The 16643-nt window shown below is 58.2% G+C and carries 11 protein-coding genes; 7 read left to right on the top strand and 4 right to left on the bottom strand.

The features are described 5' to 3' along the window. Positions 1-50: 50 nt before the first annotated feature. Positions 51-3488, bottom strand: coding sequence for a pyruvate carboxylase (locus BLU89_RS06760; RefSeq protein WP_074735475.1), 3438 nt, complete (start codon positions 3486-3488; stop codon positions 51-53). A 373-nt stretch (positions 3489-3861) separates the two neighbouring features. Further along, positions 3862-5658 (bottom strand): sensor domain-containing diguanylate cyclase, encoded by a 1797-nt coding sequence (locus BLU89_RS06755; protein WP_074735473.1) that lies wholly within the window; start codon positions 5656-5658, stop codon positions 3862-3864. A 168-nt stretch (positions 5659-5826) separates the two neighbouring features. Between BLU89_RS06755 and BLU89_RS06750 the strand changes: the two genes are divergently transcribed. Next, positions 5827-8280, top strand: a complete 2454-nt coding sequence (locus BLU89_RS06750) for an ATP-dependent helicase (RefSeq protein ID WP_074735472.1) — start codon at positions 5827-5829, stop codon at positions 8278-8280. 3 nt (positions 8281-8283) lie between these two features. Here the strand turns inward: BLU89_RS06750 and BLU89_RS06745 are convergent, their stop codons facing one another. Next, positions 8284-8574 (bottom strand): DUF1330 domain-containing protein, encoded by a 291-nt coding sequence (locus tag BLU89_RS06745; protein WP_074735470.1) that lies wholly within the window; start codon positions 8572-8574, stop codon positions 8284-8286. 371 nt (positions 8575-8945) lie between these two features. Next, entirely contained in the window at positions 8946-9170 is a 225-nt protein-coding gene (locus tag BLU89_RS06740) for a DUF1127 domain-containing protein (protein WP_074736456.1), read from the bottom strand. A 937-nt stretch (positions 9171-10107) separates the two neighbouring features. Between BLU89_RS06740 and mraZ the strand changes: the two genes are divergently transcribed. From mraZ to BLU89_RS06710, 6 genes are read left to right on the top strand one after another with little or no spacing between them, the layout of a single operon-like run. After that, complete coding sequence (gene mraZ / locus BLU89_RS06735; RefSeq protein ID WP_245709670.1) at positions 10108-10575, top strand: division/cell wall cluster transcriptional repressor MraZ; 468 nt, start codon at positions 10108-10110, stop codon at positions 10573-10575. Between the two features lie 4 nt (positions 10576-10579). Continuing rightward, positions 10580-11572: a 16S rRNA (cytosine(1402)-N(4))-methyltransferase RsmH gene (gene rsmH / locus BLU89_RS06730; RefSeq protein ID WP_074736454.1), complete on the top strand. Its 993-nt coding sequence runs from the start codon at positions 10580-10582 to the stop codon at positions 11570-11572. After that, on the top strand, positions 11569-11937 hold the full coding sequence (ftsL, locus tag BLU89_RS06725) for a cell division protein FtsL (protein WP_074735467.1): 369 nt from the start codon (positions 11569-11571) through the stop codon (positions 11935-11937). The genes rsmH and ftsL overlap by 4 nt, the downstream gene beginning before the upstream one ends. Continuing rightward, positions 11934-13721, top strand: coding sequence for a peptidoglycan D,D-transpeptidase FtsI family protein (locus BLU89_RS06720; protein WP_074735465.1), 1788 nt, complete (start codon positions 11934-11936; stop codon positions 13719-13721). Before ftsL ends, BLU89_RS06720 begins: the two co-directional genes overlap by 4 nt. A 22-nt stretch (positions 13722-13743) precedes the next feature. Further along, positions 13744-15225, top strand: a complete 1482-nt coding sequence (locus tag BLU89_RS06715) for a UDP-N-acetylmuramoyl-L-alanyl-D-glutamate--2,6-diaminopimelate ligase (protein ID WP_074735464.1) — start codon at positions 13744-13746, stop codon at positions 15223-15225. Beyond that, positions 15222-16616, top strand: a complete 1395-nt coding sequence (locus BLU89_RS06710; RefSeq protein ID WP_074735462.1) for a UDP-N-acetylmuramoyl-tripeptide--D-alanyl-D-alanine ligase — start codon at positions 15222-15224, stop codon at positions 16614-16616. The genes BLU89_RS06715 and BLU89_RS06710 overlap by 4 nt, the downstream gene beginning before the upstream one ends. The last annotated feature ends 27 nt before the right edge of the window (positions 16617-16643 follow it).

Here is a 16643-nt window from a genome sequence, read left to right as displayed (position 1 = left end):
AACAGGCCGCACAGTTTCCCATGCGGCCTGTCTGTCTGCCTTATCGCAGCTTATTCCAGCTCGACCAACAGGTCCTTTGCGTCAATCTGGCCGCCGGGCTGGACATGGACGGCCTTGACCACTGCATCGCGCTCGGCGTGGATGCCGGTTTCCATTTTCATCGCTTCGATGGTCAGCAGAAGATCGCCTTCTTTGACCTCTTGCCCAGCTGTGATTGCCACGGTTGCTACAACCCCCGGCATTGGCGCGCCAATGTGGTTGGCGTTCCCGATCTCGGCCTTGGGGCGCTGCTCGGTTGTCGCTTTGACCAGACGGTTCGGTACCCGGACCACACGGGGTTGGCCGTTGAGCTCGAAGAACACACGAACTTCACCATTCTCGTCGGTCTCGCCAATCGCCTGACAGCGGATTTCCAGCGTCTTGCCGGGGTCGATCTCGGCGGCGATCTCTTCACCGGGCTCCATGCCATAGAAAAAAGTCCGCGTGGGCAGGGTGCGGACCGGGCCATAGATCCGGTGGCGCCCCATGTAATCGAGAAACACCTTAGGATACATCAGATATCCGTTCAGGTCTTCGTCATCGATCTCTTTACCGTCCAACTGCTTGGACAGATCGGCGCGGGCGGTCTCAAGATCGACTGGCAGGACATGTTTGCCGGGGCGTTCGGTATTGGGGGTCTCATCCTTGAGGGCCTTCTTGATGATGGTGTCGGGGAACCCCCCAGGAGGTTGACCCAGATTGCCGCGCATCATGTCGATGACGGAATCGGGGAAGGCGACGTCTGTACCGGGGTTTTCGACATCATCCCGGATCAACCCTTGACTGACCATCATCAACGCCATGTCGCCGACCACTTTCGACGACGGTGTAACCTTCACGATGTCACCGAACATCTGGTTTACGTCTGCGTACATCTGAGCCACCTCGTGCCAGCGCTCTTCAAGTCCCAGAGACCGCGCCTGCGCCTTGAGGTTGGTGAACTGGCCCCCCGGCATTTCGTGCAGGTACACTTCGGAGGCCGGAGCCTGCAAGCCGGATTCGAACGCCGCATACTGACCGCGGACCGCCTCGAAATAATCGCTGATCTCGCGGATCGCCTTGATGTCCAGCCCGGTGTCACGCTCGGTATGGCGAAGTGCCTCGACCACGGTGCCCAGTGTCGCTTGGGATGTGTTGCCCGAGAACGCGTCCATCGCGCAATCCACCGCATCCACGCCGGCCTCAGACGCGGCCAGAATGGTGGCGCTTGCGATACCGGCAGTGTCGTGGGTGTGGAAGTGGATCGGCAGTCCGACCTCTTCCTTCAATGCCCGGATCAGGATGCGGGCCGAGGCCGGTTTCAGCAGGCCTGCCATGTCCTTCAGGCCCAACACATGCGCCCCTGCGTCACGCAGTTCCTTGGCCATACCCACATAGTACTTCAAGTCGTACTTGGCGCGATCCGGGTCGAGAATGTCACCGGTGTAACATACCGTTCCTTCGCAGATTTTGCCGTTCTCAACGACCGCATCCATCGCCACACGCATGTTCTCAACCCAGTTCAGCGAGTCGAACACGCGGAACACATCGATATTCTTCGAGGCCTGGCGAACAAACTCCTGCACCACATTGTCGGGATAATTGGTGTAACCAACCCCGTTCGCCCCACGCAGCAGCATTTGGGTCATCAAATTCGGCATCGTCTCGCGCAGGTCACGCAGACGTTGCCACGGGCACTCTTGCAAAAACCGATAGGCGACATCGAAAGTCGCACCACCCCAGCATTCGACGCTGAACAGTTGCGGCAGGTTCGCGGCAAAACTAGGCGCCACCTTGATCATGTCGATCGACCGCATCCGCGTTGCCAGCAGCGATTGGTGTCCGTCTCGCATGGTGGTGTCGGTAATCAGCAACTGCCGCTGCGCTTTCATCCAGTCGGCCACGGCCTGCGGGCCCTTTTGCTCCAGCAGGTTGCGGGTGCCCATCTGGGACTCGGCCTTGGGTGCAGGTGGGCGCGCTTCTTTCAGGTCAAGGCGCGGCATGGGGCGGTCCTTGGTTTCAGGGTGCCCGTTCACGGTGATGTCGGCAATATAGTTCAGAACCTTGGTGCCCCGGTCGCGGCGCTTTTTGAACTGGAACAGATCCGGCGTCTCGTCGATGAATTTGGTGGTGTATTCATTCGACAGGAAGATCGGGTGTTTTAGCAGGTTCTCGACAAAGGCGATGTTGGTCGACACCCCCCGCACACGGAACTCACGTAAGGCGCGGTCCATTCGGGCAATCGCTTTCTCAGGCGTCTGCGCCCAGGCTGTGACCTTTGTCAGCAGCGAGTCATAGTACCGCGTGATCACACCACCCGCGTAAGCCGTACCACCGTCCAGTCGGATGCCCATTCCTGTGGCTGAACGATAGGCGGTAATGCGGCCATAATCCGGGATAAAGTTGTTCAGCGGGTCCTCAGTGGTGACACGGGTCTGCAGCGCGTGGCCGTTCAGGCGGATATCATCTTGGCTGGCTTTGCCGGTTGCCTCGGCCAATGCCTTGCCTTCGGCAATCAGAATCTGAGCTTGCACGATGTCGATTCCCGTGACCTCTTCGGTGACGGTGTGTTCGACTTGTACGCGCGGATTGACCTCGATGAAATAGAACTTGCCGGTGTTCATATCCATCAGGAATTCAACTGTTCCTGCACATTCATAGTTCACATGAGCGCAGATGCGGCGACCCAATTCACAAATCTCGGCGCGTTGCTCATCGGTAAGGTAAGGGGCAGGGGCGCGTTCCACGACCTTTTGATTGCGCCGCTGGACCGAACAGTCGCGCTCATAGAGGTGATAGATTTCACCATGCTTGTCGCCCAGGATCTGCACTTCCACATGGCGGGCACGGGTGATCATCTTTTCGAGATACCCCTCGCCGTTGCCAAAGGCGGCTTCGGCCTCTCGGCGTCCTTCCAGCACTTTTTCTTCCAGCTCATCCTCGGACAGGATCGGGCGCATCCCACGTCCGCCGCCACCCCAGCTGGCTTTCAGCATCAGCGGATATCCGACCTCGGCCGCTTCGGCCTTGATGGATTGCATGTCGTCGCCCAGCACTTCGGTCGCAGGAATGACCGGAACGTCGGCCGCAATAGCTACCTTTCGTGCGCTGGCCTTGTCACCCAGTGCACGCATGGTCTCGGCCTTGGGGCCGATGAAAGTGATTCCGTTCTGAACACAGGCATCCACAAAGTCCGGGTTTTCGGACAGCAGCCCGTAACCGGGATGGATGGCGTCGGCGCCGCATTCCTTGGCTACCCTGATGATCTCGTCAATCGACAGATAGGCCGCGACCGGTCCCAGATCCGTGCCAATGCGATAGGCCTCGTCCGCTTTGAACCGATGCAGGCCCAACTTGTCTTCCTCGGCGAAGACCGCGACGGTACGCTTGCCCATCTCGTTGGCTGCGCGCATGACGCGGATGGCGATCTCGCCGCGGTTGGCGATCAGGATTTTCTTGAAGTCAGTCATTTCAGGTCCCGGTCTTTGTATGAGTGGCCCAGTGAATAGGCAGACAATACGACCACGTACATCTGTAGTTCTGGGTAGAACCGGCATGTTATCGCTCGCAAACGCCGCCTTTTGGCGCTTTTCTTTTACACTTGCTGCGCCGCAGCATCAAATTTTATCTTTTTCTGAAAAAATGACCGACTTCAGCTGCGCCAAGTGCCAGCGGTATTTTAAGGCTCGGCCGTAGATAAGATGCATGTCCACGACCGCACGCTGCCGTCTTGGGTATCCAGATCGGATCGCATTCGTAAGTGTCTGGCAGTTTACAGTTCGTCCGGGAACCTGAAATCATCTGGACGATGCGCTTAGCTCAAACGGGGGCACCCAACGATGGTCAGGTCGCCGCGGACTTGCGAGCGCCTTTGGTTTCCGGCGTCTTTTGGCCGCTCAGTTCTGCCGTTGAAGCGGAGATTGCCCCGAAATTTGCCACCTGCACTTGATTGCGCCCCTTATCCTTGGCGGCATAAAGTGCGTCGTCAGCAGACCGCATCAGGTCCTGAGGCATCACCCCATGCGCCGGGTAATGGGCAACTCCGACCGAGATGGTGATGCGCGGCAGTGACTTTTCACCATACCGAACCGAGATTCCCTCGACCGCCTGCCTTACCTGTTCGGCCCGGGTCATTGCATCGTCAGGCGTGTTGTCCGGCAGGATCAGCATAAATTCCTCACCCCCGATCCGGCAGGCAATCTCATCCCGGTCGCACCCTTGTTCAAGGGCCGATCCAACAGCGCGCAGCACCATGTCCCCCGCATCATGCCCATGGGTATCGTTGAATTTCTTGAAGTGGTCCACATCCACAGCAATCAGGCTTATCGGAGAACCATTTTGCTGACTGCGGTTGATTGACTTGCGCAACGTTTCGGTCATGTGCCGACGATTGAAAAGACCTGTCAGGGGATCGCGCACCGACTGATCGTGCAATTGATCGCGCATTCGCACGTTGGCGATGGCCATACTGACTTGCTCGGCGCAGAGCTGTGCTAGTTTCTTGCTGTCGTGAAACGCTTCTTCTCGGCCGTCGTGGGCGCGCAGATGCAACAGGCCCACCGTTTCGCCATGAGCCAGAATGGGAAAGCAGAAATAGGGCCGCCCGTCATGCGGTTCGGCATGTTCGCAGATAAAATCAATCTCGGAGGCACCAAATTCATAGGTTCGCCCGCGCCGCAGCCCCCAGCACCCTTCGGGGTGAATATGCGCCTTGTGCGATCCTTCGTTCCAACTGGCGCATCCGTCCAGCACGTCGCGCGAATTTGAATAGACATACACGCTGCCCTCGGCTTCGGGCAGGATATGGGTCATGAAGCGCGACACCATATCGAACAGCTCATCCAGAGAGCGGCTGGATTGCAGCCATTCATTCAATTCACCCAGCAGGCGCACCTCGCGCGCCAGGCGCAGCTGATCATCCATCAATTCGCGTTCCTTGGCGGCGCGCGCCCGTAGATCACGAACCTGTCTGCGGTTTGTACGATAAATGACCAGAATTACCGCGGTCAGCGCCAGTAATGAGACACCGGACAAAACAGCCAACGACCACCGGACACGGGTGATGAACAAATCCCGTTGTGGCGTAATATCCGAATAAAACGCAATCGCGCCCAGAAACTCTCCGTCGATGACAACGGGTGTATAAATCTCGGCCACATGGCAGGTTTTCTTGCCAGAACCTGCCATCACCTCGTGGTTCAGCCCGCTGACCTCGGCAATCGGTTTTTCTTCGTGCTTATAATAAGACCCGCCGGTTGCGAGGATTTCCTGAAAATAAGGCTTGGTGTTTGTCGTCCCGACATCCGGGGCGCGGGTCGACCAGAACACACGCCCGTTTCTATCGAACAGCTTGAATCGGTAAATTTCTGAGGTTTCAGGCAAAAGCTCCAGAAACTCCTGATCGTGATCGTCCATGATGGCATGTTTGAACGTGGCTTCGACATCGTGCAGATGAGAAGCGATATGTTGATTTAACTGCGACGCACGTAGCCGCAGATCTGATTCCAACATGCGGTCAACCACCGGGGCCGGGATCGCGTATATTCCCCAGCCGGCCAAAGCCGTCAGCATCATGAGCATTAGCGAGATGCCCGCGATTTTCAGGCCCGAGGTCTGGCCTGTCTTATCTATCTGTTTCATGTCCCGCGCTCCCACAGCAATAGGCCAAGCATCATTGGCTATGTTTGACAGAGGGTTAATGACGCAAAGGTGTTTCTTTAGAATTGAGCAGATAGGCTGACGAACTCCCGGCGAACAAGCCGTGAACAAACCCTTTCCCTCCGCACGCATCCAGCGTAGTTTGGACTTATGAGCAGTTTTGACGAAATGGACGCCTTCGAAGGCGCATCACTGTCGGCGCGGGCCATGCCTGCGGCGTCGGTCGATTACCTCAAAGATCTCAATCCGGCGCAGCGTGAAGCGGTTGATCGGCTGGATGGTCCGGTGCTGATGCTGGCTGGGGCGGGGACTGGCAAGACCAAGGCGCTGACCGCGCGGATCACCCATCTGCTCAAGACCCATCGGGTGCGCGAGAATGAGATTCTGGCAGTGACCTTCACCAACAAGGCCGCACGCGAGATGAAAGAGCGGGTAGGGCGAATGTTGGGCAGACCCGCTGAGGGGATGCCGTGGTTGGGCACATTCCACGCGATTTGCGTCAAGCTGCTGCGTCGCCATGCGGAACTGGTCGGGTTGAAATCAAACTTCACCATTCTGGATACCGATGATCAGAAACGGCTTATTAAACAATTGGCTTCATCAGTTGATGTTGAAGTGCGTACTTCAACTGCCCGTTGGCTCGCTTCGATAATCGATAATTACAAGAACAACTCGTGGTTGCCTGACCAAGTACCCGCCAGCAAAGAACTCTGGATCGACCTTGAAACGGGTGCCGAGTTCGAGGAACTCGACGCTCCTAAGAAGCGCAAAGGCGTGATGTCTAGCATCGACTTTTACAAGTTGTATCAGGCCCGCCTGCGCGTGTTGAACGCGGTGGATTTCGGGGACCTGCTGCTGCACATGGTCACGATTTTCCAGACCTATCCGGACGTGCTGGAACAATACCAGCGCTGGTTCCGCTACATCCTGGTGGACGAGTATCAGGATACAAACGTCGCCCAATATCTCTGGCTGCGTCTGCTGGCCGGGGGGCACAAGAACATCTGCTGCGTCGGTGACGACGACCAGTCAATCTATGGCTGGCGCGGGGCTGAGGTGGGAAACATCTTGCGGTTCGAGAAGGACTTCCCGGGTGCTTTCGTCGTGCGGCTGGAGCAGAACTACCGCTCGACCCCGCATATTCTTGCCGCTGCGTCCAATGTGATCCGGGGCAATGAAAACCGTTTAGGCAAAGAGCTTTGGACCGACCGGGAAGAGGGCGAGAAGGTTCGCCTGATTGGCCATTGGGATGGCGAGGAAGAGGCGCGCTGGGTCGGCGAAGAGATCGACGCGATGCAAGTCGGGACTCGTGGTGTCCGTCCGATGAACCTCGATGAAATCGCGATCCTCGTACGCGCGTCGCATCAGATGCGGGCGTTTGAGGATCGGTTCCTAACCATCGGTCTGCCCTACAAGGTGATCGGAGGCCCCCGGTTCTATGAGCGGATGGAGATTCGCGATGCCATGGCCTATTTCCGACTGGTGGTCAGCCCCGAGGATGATCTGGCGTTTGAGCGCATCGTGAACACACCGAAACGCGGTCTTGGAGACAAGGCACAGCAGACGATTCAGGTGGTGGCGCGCGAGAACGGGGTGTCTCTGGTCGACGGCGCGCGGATTGCTGTCGACAATGGTCTGATCAAAGGTAAGGGCGGCAAGGCGCTGCGCGAGTTGATCGACGGGTTGGCGCGCTGGAACGGGATGACACGTGGACCTCGGATCGAAGTGGATGATGACTCGGTGATCGATGATGGCGTGTCGACGATCCGCTATGGCGCGCCCGAGCATACGCATATTGAGCTGGCGCAGATCATCTTGGACGAATCCGGTTACACCGCCCATTGGCAGAACGAAAAGACGCCCGAGGCGCCCGGGCGGCTGGAAAACCTCAAGGAACTGGTCAACCAGTTGGACAATTTCGAGAACCTTCAGGGGTTTCTGGAGCATGTCAGCCTGGTGATGGACAATGAGCAGGACAGCGACGGGGCGAAGGTCTCGATCATGACCCTCCACGCGGCCAAGGGATTGGAATTTCCCGCCGTATTCCTGCCGGGATGGGAGGATGGGTTGTTCCCCTCGCAGCGCTCGATGGACGAATCGGGCCTCAAGGGCCTCGAAGAGGAGCGGCGGTTGGCCTATGTCGGTATTACGCGCGCCGAAGAGGTCTGTACGATCTCATTCGCGGCCAATCGGCGGGTGTTCGGGCAATGGCAGAATTCGATGCCGTCACGATTCATCGATGAACTGCCCGAGGACCATGTTGAAGTCCTGACGGCTACGGGGCTCTATGGTGGTGGTCAGCAGAGTGCGAGTATTGAAACGCGTGCGGCTGAGGCGAATGTCTATAACTCTCCAGGTTGGAAGCGGATGCAGGCGCGGCAGGGGCAATATGGCATGTCGCAACCGCGCGAAAGCCGTAATACAGTGATCGATGCGACCGCAATTGCCAGCTTTACGCTGGGCGAACGGGTGTTTCACCAGAAATTCGGCTACGGCGCGGTGATCGGTATTGAGGGCGACAAGGTTGAGGTCGAATTCGAAAAGGCGGGGACAAAGAAAGTGGTCTCGCGCTTTCTGACTGCTAAAGACGACGTGCCGTTCTGACGCTTATAGCCCCTCGACCAACACCATATTCGCCTTCGCGGTTCGTTGCCTGATCTTAGCCAATTTAAGATAGTCCGGGTCGTCCTTCCACGCTTTGGCGGCGGCTATGTCCGGAAACTCCATCAGGACAATACCATCTTCTGCCCAATTGCCTTCGATCACTTCGATAGGCTTAGAGGATACGGTCAGCAGGCGCCCGCCATACCGGTCAAAGATCGGCATAAAGCCTTCGAGATATTTCTGGTAGCCATCCGGATCATGGATGGAAATCTGGGCGATGAAATAGGCGGCCATGAGACACTCCTGAAAATCGTTCACAGCCCCAACCTACATCTTGTGCACCAAAACGAAAAACGGCGGTTCCCAGGGAGGAGAGGGAGCCGCCGTTCTTTTCTACATCAAGGCAGGGAGGAGGAAGCCCGGATGTATCTGAACCCGGGTTTGATCCCGGTATGAGGAAGACGCGGCGACGTCAGGGAGGAGGAAGGCGTCGCCGCGCGCTTTCAACACCAAGGCAGGGAGGAGGAGAGCCTCAGTGTATCAGGTTCCGGCTGTCGGGGCCGGTATAGGGTGCGACAACATCAGGGAGGAGGAGAGATGTTGCCGCAGAAATACAGATCCGAAAGGGAGGAGTACGGATCTGATCTCGGTGTTTTGTGGCGCTCTTACTGAGCGACTTGGTCTTCTGTGGCCTGCTGGGCCAGACGGCGGATCATCGAGCGATGCAAGCCCAGATCGGCCAGTTCGCGGTCTGACAGAGCCGACAGTTCGTTGACTGTCTGGCGGTACAGACGATAGCGTGCAACGCGAGTTAATACGGTTTCAACCAATGCGACGATTCCGAATGCCGGAGCGCCTTTCAGGGTGGTATGTGTGCTTGCTACTGCCATCTTCTTCATCCGTTCATTCGTGCTGTTGCCGATCTCGTTCGGCGCTTGCTTGAGGGTGAAAATAAGTAAATGCTGCAATTGCACAATAGCTCGCGTCGTCAATGCCGCTATGCAGCAAATGCATGGATTATCGGGATATTCCGGTCCAACCCAATAACTGCCAATAAAACATGTGTTTTATCTCGTCGTTGGTGTTTCGCCTGTTCGGTCACCATGACTAAGGGTGTTAATCCTGTGAGCGGGATTAGCGTTTGTCTGAACGTCTTGTGTCAAATCAAGTCGGGTTGGGGCTCTCATCGCTGATCCCAACCCGCGGCATGGTTGTGTTGTGGGAAAGCATGGGTCGGGTATGGGGATGGCTTGCCGGTGGCCTGTGATTCGTGTGGGATAGTTGGTTCATAAGGCCTTGAGCATTGGATCTGCCTCGTCTTTAGAAAATTTATGGGAAATCGTGGGAGGAATATCTCTGGCATCAAATTGCGCATATGTGGTGTGTATTGACCTATGGATATCTATTTGTGGTACATTTTGCTTCGATTTTGATTGCTTTAACCTAATTTCATTACTGGAATCACTTCCGTTGTTGCAAAATTTCTATTGATTTCCATGATTTCCCATGGCATCCCTAGTTTACCCGATGAGGGCGAGCACAGTTAAAGGGGCACCAAACGACCCCGAACCAAAAATATAAAAATAGGTTTCATACAGGCATCTCGCTTTCATCGTTTAACAGATCCGGCGCGCGGGCGAGCAGACATCCCCCCAGGTGGCGCGCGCAGCTGGACATCCCGCATAGCGGGTCAATGCGGCGGGTTGATCAGTGGCAGCAGATCAACCCGCCGTTTTTCCTTTCGGGGGAACGTGAAATTCTGGTGGGGCGCAAGCGAAAGGGACAGTCGTCTTGGCGCGCAGGTTTAGAGGTGAAAGCCACCATAAGGTGGACACGAAGGGCAGGGTCTCGATCCCGGCCTCGTTTCGCCGTGTGCTTGAAACGTCCGATCCAAACTGGCAGCCCGGTGACAATCCTGAACTGGTGATTGTCTATGGCGACCACCGCCGCAATTTCCTTGAATGTTATACGATGCAGGCGATTGATGAAGTCGACGCCAAGATCGATGCGCTGCCGCGCGGCTCGATGCAGCGCCGGATGCTGCAACGTATGTTCCACGGTCAGTCCTTCCCGACCAATGTGGATGAAACCGGGCGACTGGTTTTGCCTGCCAAGCTGCGCAACAAGATCGACCTTGAGAATGAGGCGTTCTTTATTGCTGCGGGTGACACGTTCCAGATCTGGAAGCCCGAGACTTATGAGGTCGAGGAACTGGCCAAGACCGAAGAGTGGATCGACGATCTGCCGGATGATTTCGATCCGATGCAGTATCTCGATGGCATCGGGGACGGGTGACGGCATGTCCGGCGCTTTGACCCCTTCGGAAAAACCTCACATCCCTGTTCTGTTGCGCCCGTTGCTGGCCGCCGTCGCTCCGGTTTCGGGTGTATGGCTGGACGGCACTTTTGGGGCAGGTGGGTATGCGCGTGGATTGCTTGAGGCCGGGGCTGAGAAGGTCATCGGCGTGGACCGCGACCCGCTGGCCTTTGAGATGGCTGCGGATTGGGTCGGACAATACGGTGATCGGCTGGAAATGCAGCAGGGCGTGTTCTCTCGCATGGATGAATACGCACAGGATCTGGACGGCGTGGTGCTGGATCTCGGCGTCTCGTCCATGCAATTGGATCAGGCTGAACGCGGATTCTCCTTCATGAAAGATGGCCCGCTGGACATGCGCATGAGCCAGGATGGCGAAAGCGCTGCCGATCTGGTCAACACTGCGACCGAAGCACAACTGGCTGATATCCTGTTCCATTTTGGGGAAGAGCGCGCCAGCCGTCGTATCGCGAAGTCCATCGTCAAGGCGCGGGCAGAGGAGCCGATTACGACGACGCTGCGTCTGGCCGAGATCGTCGAATCCTGCCTGCCGCGCCCGAAACCCGGTCAATCGCACCCGGCAACGCGCAGCTTTCAAGGACTGCGGATCGCGGTGAACGCGGAATATGAAGAGCTGTTTCAGGGCCTTATGGCTGCCGAGCGGGCGTTAAAGCCTGGCGGGCTACTGGCCGTTGTCACATTCCATTCTATCGAAGACCGGATGGTCAAGCGGTTCTTGCAATCGCGCGCAGGCAAGACAGGTCGCGCCAACCGCTATGCGCCAGAGATGCAGGAAGACCAGCCGCAATTCACGCTGAAAACCCGCAAGGCCGTAGGCCCGGATGAGCAGGAGCTACAAGAAAATCCGCGCGCGCGCTCGGCCAAGTTGCGGGTCGCCATTCGTACGGATGCCCCGGCGGGGGAAATTGAGGCCCGCGTCATAGCGATGCCGCAAGTGGGGGGAAAGGCAAGATGAAGAGTATATTGTATGTGTTGACCGCCTTGTCCGTGTTTGGGTTGGCGCTGTGGGCGTACCAAGAAAACTATCGCACGCAGCAAGTGGTCAAAGAAACCCAGTCATTGCAGCAAAAGATTGGTGTGGCGCAGGCGCGACTGGCGGTGTTGAATGCCGAGTGGGCCTATCTGAACCGGCCCGATCGCCTGCGTGAACTGGCCGACCTGAATTTCGAACGTTTGGCTCTGCTGCCCCTTCGTGCCGAACAATTTGGCCGTGCCAACCAGATTTCCTACGGCGAAGACCCGGATCTGCCCATCGTGGATCCGCTGGAACTGCAGGCGATCACCGAGACGCAGGCACTGGGTGAGGTGCAGTTCCCATGACTCGCACTCCGCTCCGCCCTCTGGCTCGAATTCTTGATGCCCGTGCCCGAGGTGAAAACCCGAAGGTGATCGAACGTGAGAACATCCGTCAGCGTCACGAAGACATGAAAGACCGCGCCCGCGCCCGTGCCGAAGGCCGTCTGCTGGTGTTGGGGCTGTTCTTCTTCTGCGCCTTCTCGGTTGTCGGTTTCCGTATGGGCGCGCTTGCGACGTCCGAAGCGCAAGAGCCGCTGGCCAACGCGCCCGGGGCATCCATCGCCATGCAGCGGGCCAACATCGTGGACCGTGAGGGGCGAATTCTGGCGACTAATCTGGACACATACTCGGTCTATGCCCAGCCACCCCTGATGATCGACCCGATTGCCGCCGCCGAGCAGTTGGTCTCTATCTTCCCCGATCTGGACAAAGAGCGTTTGGTCAACGACTTCACCGGCAAGCGAAAGTTCCTGTGGATCAAAAAACGAATCTCACCGGAACAGAAGCAGGCTGTGCATGACATTGGTGATCCGGGCATTCTATTCGGGCCGCGTGAGATGCGGCTTTATCCAAATGGCCGTCTGGCCGCGCATATTCTGGGCGGTTCGGGCTTTGGTCGCGAGGGCGTCAGTGCGGCCGAGGTGATCGGCGTTGCTGGGGTAGAAAAGCAGTTCGACGACTATCTGCGCGATCCGGCCAATGGCAACAAGCCTCTGCAACTGTCATTGGATCTGACCGTTCAGGCAGCCGTTGAACAGGTGCTTTTTGGTGGCATGAAGATCATGAACGCCAAGGGCGCCTCGGCGGTTCTGATGAACGCGCATACGGGTGAGGTGGTCTCGGCGGCCTCGCTGCCTTCCTTTGATCCGAACGACCGCCCACGCCCGCCGACCTCGGGGTTTGATCCCTCCGACAGCCCGCTGTTCAACCGCTATGTGCAGGGTGTTTATGAGCTGGGATCGGTGTTCAAAATCTTCACTGCCGCGCAGGCGATGCAGTTGGGTCTGGTGAATTCCAACACGATTATCGACACGTCTGGTCCGATGAAAATCGGGCGCTTTCCGATCGGCGAGTTCAACGGCAAGAACTATGGCGAAATCAGTGTCACCGATGTGATTGTCCACAGCTCGAACCGAGGCACCGGGCGGTTAGCGCTGCAGATCGGGGCCAAGCGGCAGCAGGATTTTCTGAATGCGTTGGGCATGTTCGACCCAACCCCGTTCGAGATTGTGGAGGCAAAAGGGGGTGAACCGCTCAAGCCCAAGAAGTGGGGTGAACTGAGTACAGTGACCATTTCCTATGGTCATGGCCTGTCGACCAGCCCGATGCACCTTGCTGCGGGATATGCGGCGATTGCCAACGGAGGGCATTATGTCAGCCCGACTGTAATGCGCCGAAATGGTCCGCAATACGGCCCCCGCGTGATGTCCGAAAACACGGCCAAGCAGGCACAAGCGATGCTGCGCAAGGTGGTCACCGATGGCACAGCCAGCTTTGGCGACGTGGCGGGGTATGACGTGGCGGGCAAGACCGGTACTGCCGATAAGCCTAAGCCGCGCGGTGGCTACTATGATGACAAGGTGATTGCGACCTTCGCGACGATCTTCCCAGCCTATGATCCGAAATATGTACTGATCGTCACGCTGGATGAGCCATCCATCGTTGCCTATGGCGAAAAGCGCCGCACCGCGGGTTGGACGGCCGTCCCCGTCGCCGCAGAACTGATCGCACGTATCGCGCCACTGCTGGGCCTCAGACCCCGCCTTGAGCCTGAGGCGCGCGCTGCTATAACGCTGACCTCAAATTAGGCTGTCCGACAAGAGGTGGGTCATGGGTAATCGGTCAAAGAAACTCAGCCAACTGGCCCTGACTGCGCGAGGTGGCGCAAATCCTGACATTACCGGTTTGGCTGTCGATAGCCGCGAGGTCAAAGACGGCTTTCTTTTCGCAGCGCTCCCCGGCACCCGCGTTCATGGCGGAGAGTTTATCCAATATGCCCTGCGCATGGGGGCCGCTGCCATCCTGACTGACGCCAAAGGGGCTGAGATTGCCGCCGATGAACTGGCCGCATCCGACGCGGCCCTGATCGTGACCGAAGACCCCCGTCAGGCGCTGGCGGGTGCTGCCGCCTTGTGGTTCGGCGCGCAGCCGCAAACCATCGTGGCCGTCACCGGCACCAATGGCAAAACATCCGTGGCCAGTTTCGTTCGCCAGATATGGACCGAGCTGGACCTTGCTGCCGTTAACCTCGGCACCACCGGGATCGAGGGCGCATGGACCGCCCCACTGGCGCACACCACGCCCGAACCGATCACCCTGCACCGCTGCCTGGCCGAAGCCGCCGAGAACGGCGTGACGCACGCAGCGATGGAGGCATCCTCGCACGGTCTTGAACAGCGCCGGCTGGACGGGGTGCGTCTGAGCGCTGCCGGGTTTTCGAACTTCACGCAGGACCATCTGGACTATCACGACACGTTCGAGGCCTATTTCGCCGCCAAGGCGGGCCTGTTTGACCGGGTGCTGCCCGAAGATGGGGTCGCGGTGATCAACCTCAGCGATCCCAAGGGCGCCCAGATGTGCAAGATTGCCGAGGCGCGTGGTCAGAACATAATCACTGTGGGGTCAGAAGAAGCCGACCTTTGCCTTCTGAATCAACGCTTTGACGCGACCGGGCAGGACCTGCGCTTTTCGTGGGAGGGAAAGACCTATCAAACCCGACTGAACCTGATCGGTGGTTTTCAGGCAGAAAACGTGTTGCTCGCCTGTGGTCTGGTCATCGCGGCAGGCGAGGACCCCAATCGCGTGTTCGAAACTCTTCCTCACCTGACAACGGTCCGGGGGCGGATGCAGCTGGCCGCCACCCGTGACAACGGCGCTGCCGTTTTCGTCGATTACGCCCATACACCGGATGCGGTCGCCACTGCGCTAAAAGCGATGCGCCCCCATGTCATGGGCCGTCTGATCGCCATCGTCGGTGCAGGGGGCGACCGTGACGCCACCAAACGCCCGCTTATGGGCCACGCGGCGGCAGAAAACGCCGATCTGGTCTTCGTCACCGATGACAATCCCCGCAGCGAGGACCCCGCCATCATCCGCGCTGCTGTCATGCTGGGCGCGCCTGAAGCGACCGAAGTGGGCGACCGAGCCGAGGCCATCCTGCGCGGTATCGACGCTTTGCAGCCGGGTGACGCCCTGTTGATCGCGGGCAAAGGCCATGAAACCGGCCAGATCGTCGGCGATCAGGTCCTGCCATTTGATGATGTGGAGCAGGCCAGTATTTCGGTCGCCGCATTGGACGGGAGGGTTGCATGACGCTCTGGACAGCAGCCGAGGCCGTCGAGGCGACCAACGGGCGTGCCACCACCGATTGGCAAGTGACTGGCGTCTCGATCGACACTCGCACCCTGCAACCGGGCGATTTGTTTGTCGCGCTCAAGGCCGCCCGCGACGGCCATGATTTCGTCGCCCAAGCTCTGGATAAAGGCGCGGGCGCCGCGCTGGTGTCCCATATCCCGGAAAGCGTGCCCGGGGATGCCGCACTCTTGATCGTTGACGATGTGCAGGCTGGGCTTGAGGCGCTGGGGCAGGCGGCTCGTGCCAGGACAGATGCACACGTGGTGGGGGTCACCGGTAGCGTTGGCAAGACCTCGACTAAAGAAATGCTGGCCAGCATACTGGAAACTCAAGGCAAAACCCATGCCAGCGTTGCCAGCTACAACAACCATTGGGGCGTGCCCCTGACGCTGGCGCGGATGCCGCGTTACACTGAATTTGCCGTCATCGAGATCGGCATGAACCACCCGGGTGAAATCGCCCCTCTGGTGCGTCAGGCCAGGCCACACGTGGGGTTGGTAACGACCGTGGCTGCAGTGCATCTTGAAGCCTTCGAATCGGTTGCAGGCATTGCCCATGAGAAGGCCGCGATCTTCAACGGGCTGGCCAAAGGTGGAGCTGCTATCGTCAATACCGATATCGAGCACGCTGACATTTTGCGTAGCTGTGCGCGGGATCGTGGCGCAAAAATTGTCGAATTCGGCCGTACGGCGGGTGACTATGCGCTGATTCATGTTGAGCAGGGGGCCGATAGCCTGCAGGCAAAGGGCAGAGTGGGCGACAAGGAATTCTCTTTCGAGGTCCAATCCGCAGGTACGCATTTCGCCATGAATGCGCTGGGCGCTCTGGCATCTTGTGTTGAACTGGGCGTTGATCTGGATCAGGCCATTGCTGGCCTGCGCCGCTGGTCTCCGGTCAAGGGGCGCGGGGTGCGCGAAGTGATCGCGTTGCTGAATGGGGCACAGATCGAACTGCTGGATGATAGCTACAATGCCAACCCGACCTCGATGGAGGCCGCTTTGGACGTGCTGGCTGCGTCGGCGGGTAGACGCAAGATCGCGTTCTTGGGGGACATGAAAGAACTGGGCGCGCAGGAATCTGCCATGCACGCGACGATGGCCGATTTGGCTGCAATGGCGCAAGTTGATCAGGTTCATTGCATCGGCCCGCTGATGCGGTCGCTGCATCATGCACTGCCCGAACACAAGCGCGGGCTGTGGACTGCGACCAGCGTCGAGATGGCCAAACATTTGCCCGAGCTGATCCGCGATGGCGATGCGGTACTGGCCAAGGGATCGCTGAGTATGGCATTGGCGCAGATTGTTGACGGTCTGCGGAAAATGGGGCAAGGGGGCGCGCTTGAGTCGTAAGCGCCCGTGATGCCCGTGTGAGAAAGG

Source organism: Ruegeria halocynthiae (assembly GCF_900106805.1).
Lineage (GTDB): Bacteria > Pseudomonadota > Alphaproteobacteria > Rhodobacterales > Rhodobacteraceae > Ruegeria > Ruegeria halocynthiae.
Note: the sequence above shows the minus strand (reverse complement) of the source record. Positions and strands in the feature narration are given on the sequence as shown.

Excerpts from the sequence above, each read along its gene's own strand:
- BLU89_RS06760 (WP_074735475.1), bottom strand. The coding sequence starts at position 3,488 with ATGACTGACTTCAAGAAAATCCTGATCGCCAACCGCGGCGAGATCGCC.
- BLU89_RS06755 (WP_074735473.1), bottom strand. The coding sequence starts at position 5,658 with ATGAAACAGATAGATAAGACAGGCCAGACCTCGGGCCTGAAAATCGCG.
- BLU89_RS06750 (WP_074735472.1), top strand. The coding sequence starts at position 5,827 with ATGAGCAGTTTTGACGAAATGGACGCCTTCGAAGGCGCATCACTGTCG.
- BLU89_RS06745 (WP_074735470.1), bottom strand. The coding sequence starts at position 8,574 with ATGGCCGCCTATTTCATCGCCCAGATTTCCATCCATGATCCGGATGGC.
- BLU89_RS06740 (WP_074736456.1), bottom strand. The coding sequence starts at position 9,170 with ATGGCAGTAGCAAGCACACATACCACCCTGAAAGGCGCTCCGGCATTC.
- rsmH (WP_074736454.1), top strand. The coding sequence starts at position 10,580 with ATGTCCGGCGCTTTGACCCCTTCGGAAAAACCTCACATCCCTGTTCTG.
- ftsL (WP_074735467.1), top strand. The coding sequence starts at position 11,569 with ATGAAGAGTATATTGTATGTGTTGACCGCCTTGTCCGTGTTTGGGTTG.
- BLU89_RS06720 (WP_074735465.1), top strand. The coding sequence starts at position 11,934 with ATGACTCGCACTCCGCTCCGCCCTCTGGCTCGAATTCTTGATGCCCGT.
- BLU89_RS06715 (WP_074735464.1), top strand. The coding sequence starts at position 13,744 with ATGGGTAATCGGTCAAAGAAACTCAGCCAACTGGCCCTGACTGCGCGA.
- BLU89_RS06710 (WP_074735462.1), top strand. The coding sequence starts at position 15,222 with ATGACGCTCTGGACAGCAGCCGAGGCCGTCGAGGCGACCAACGGGCGT.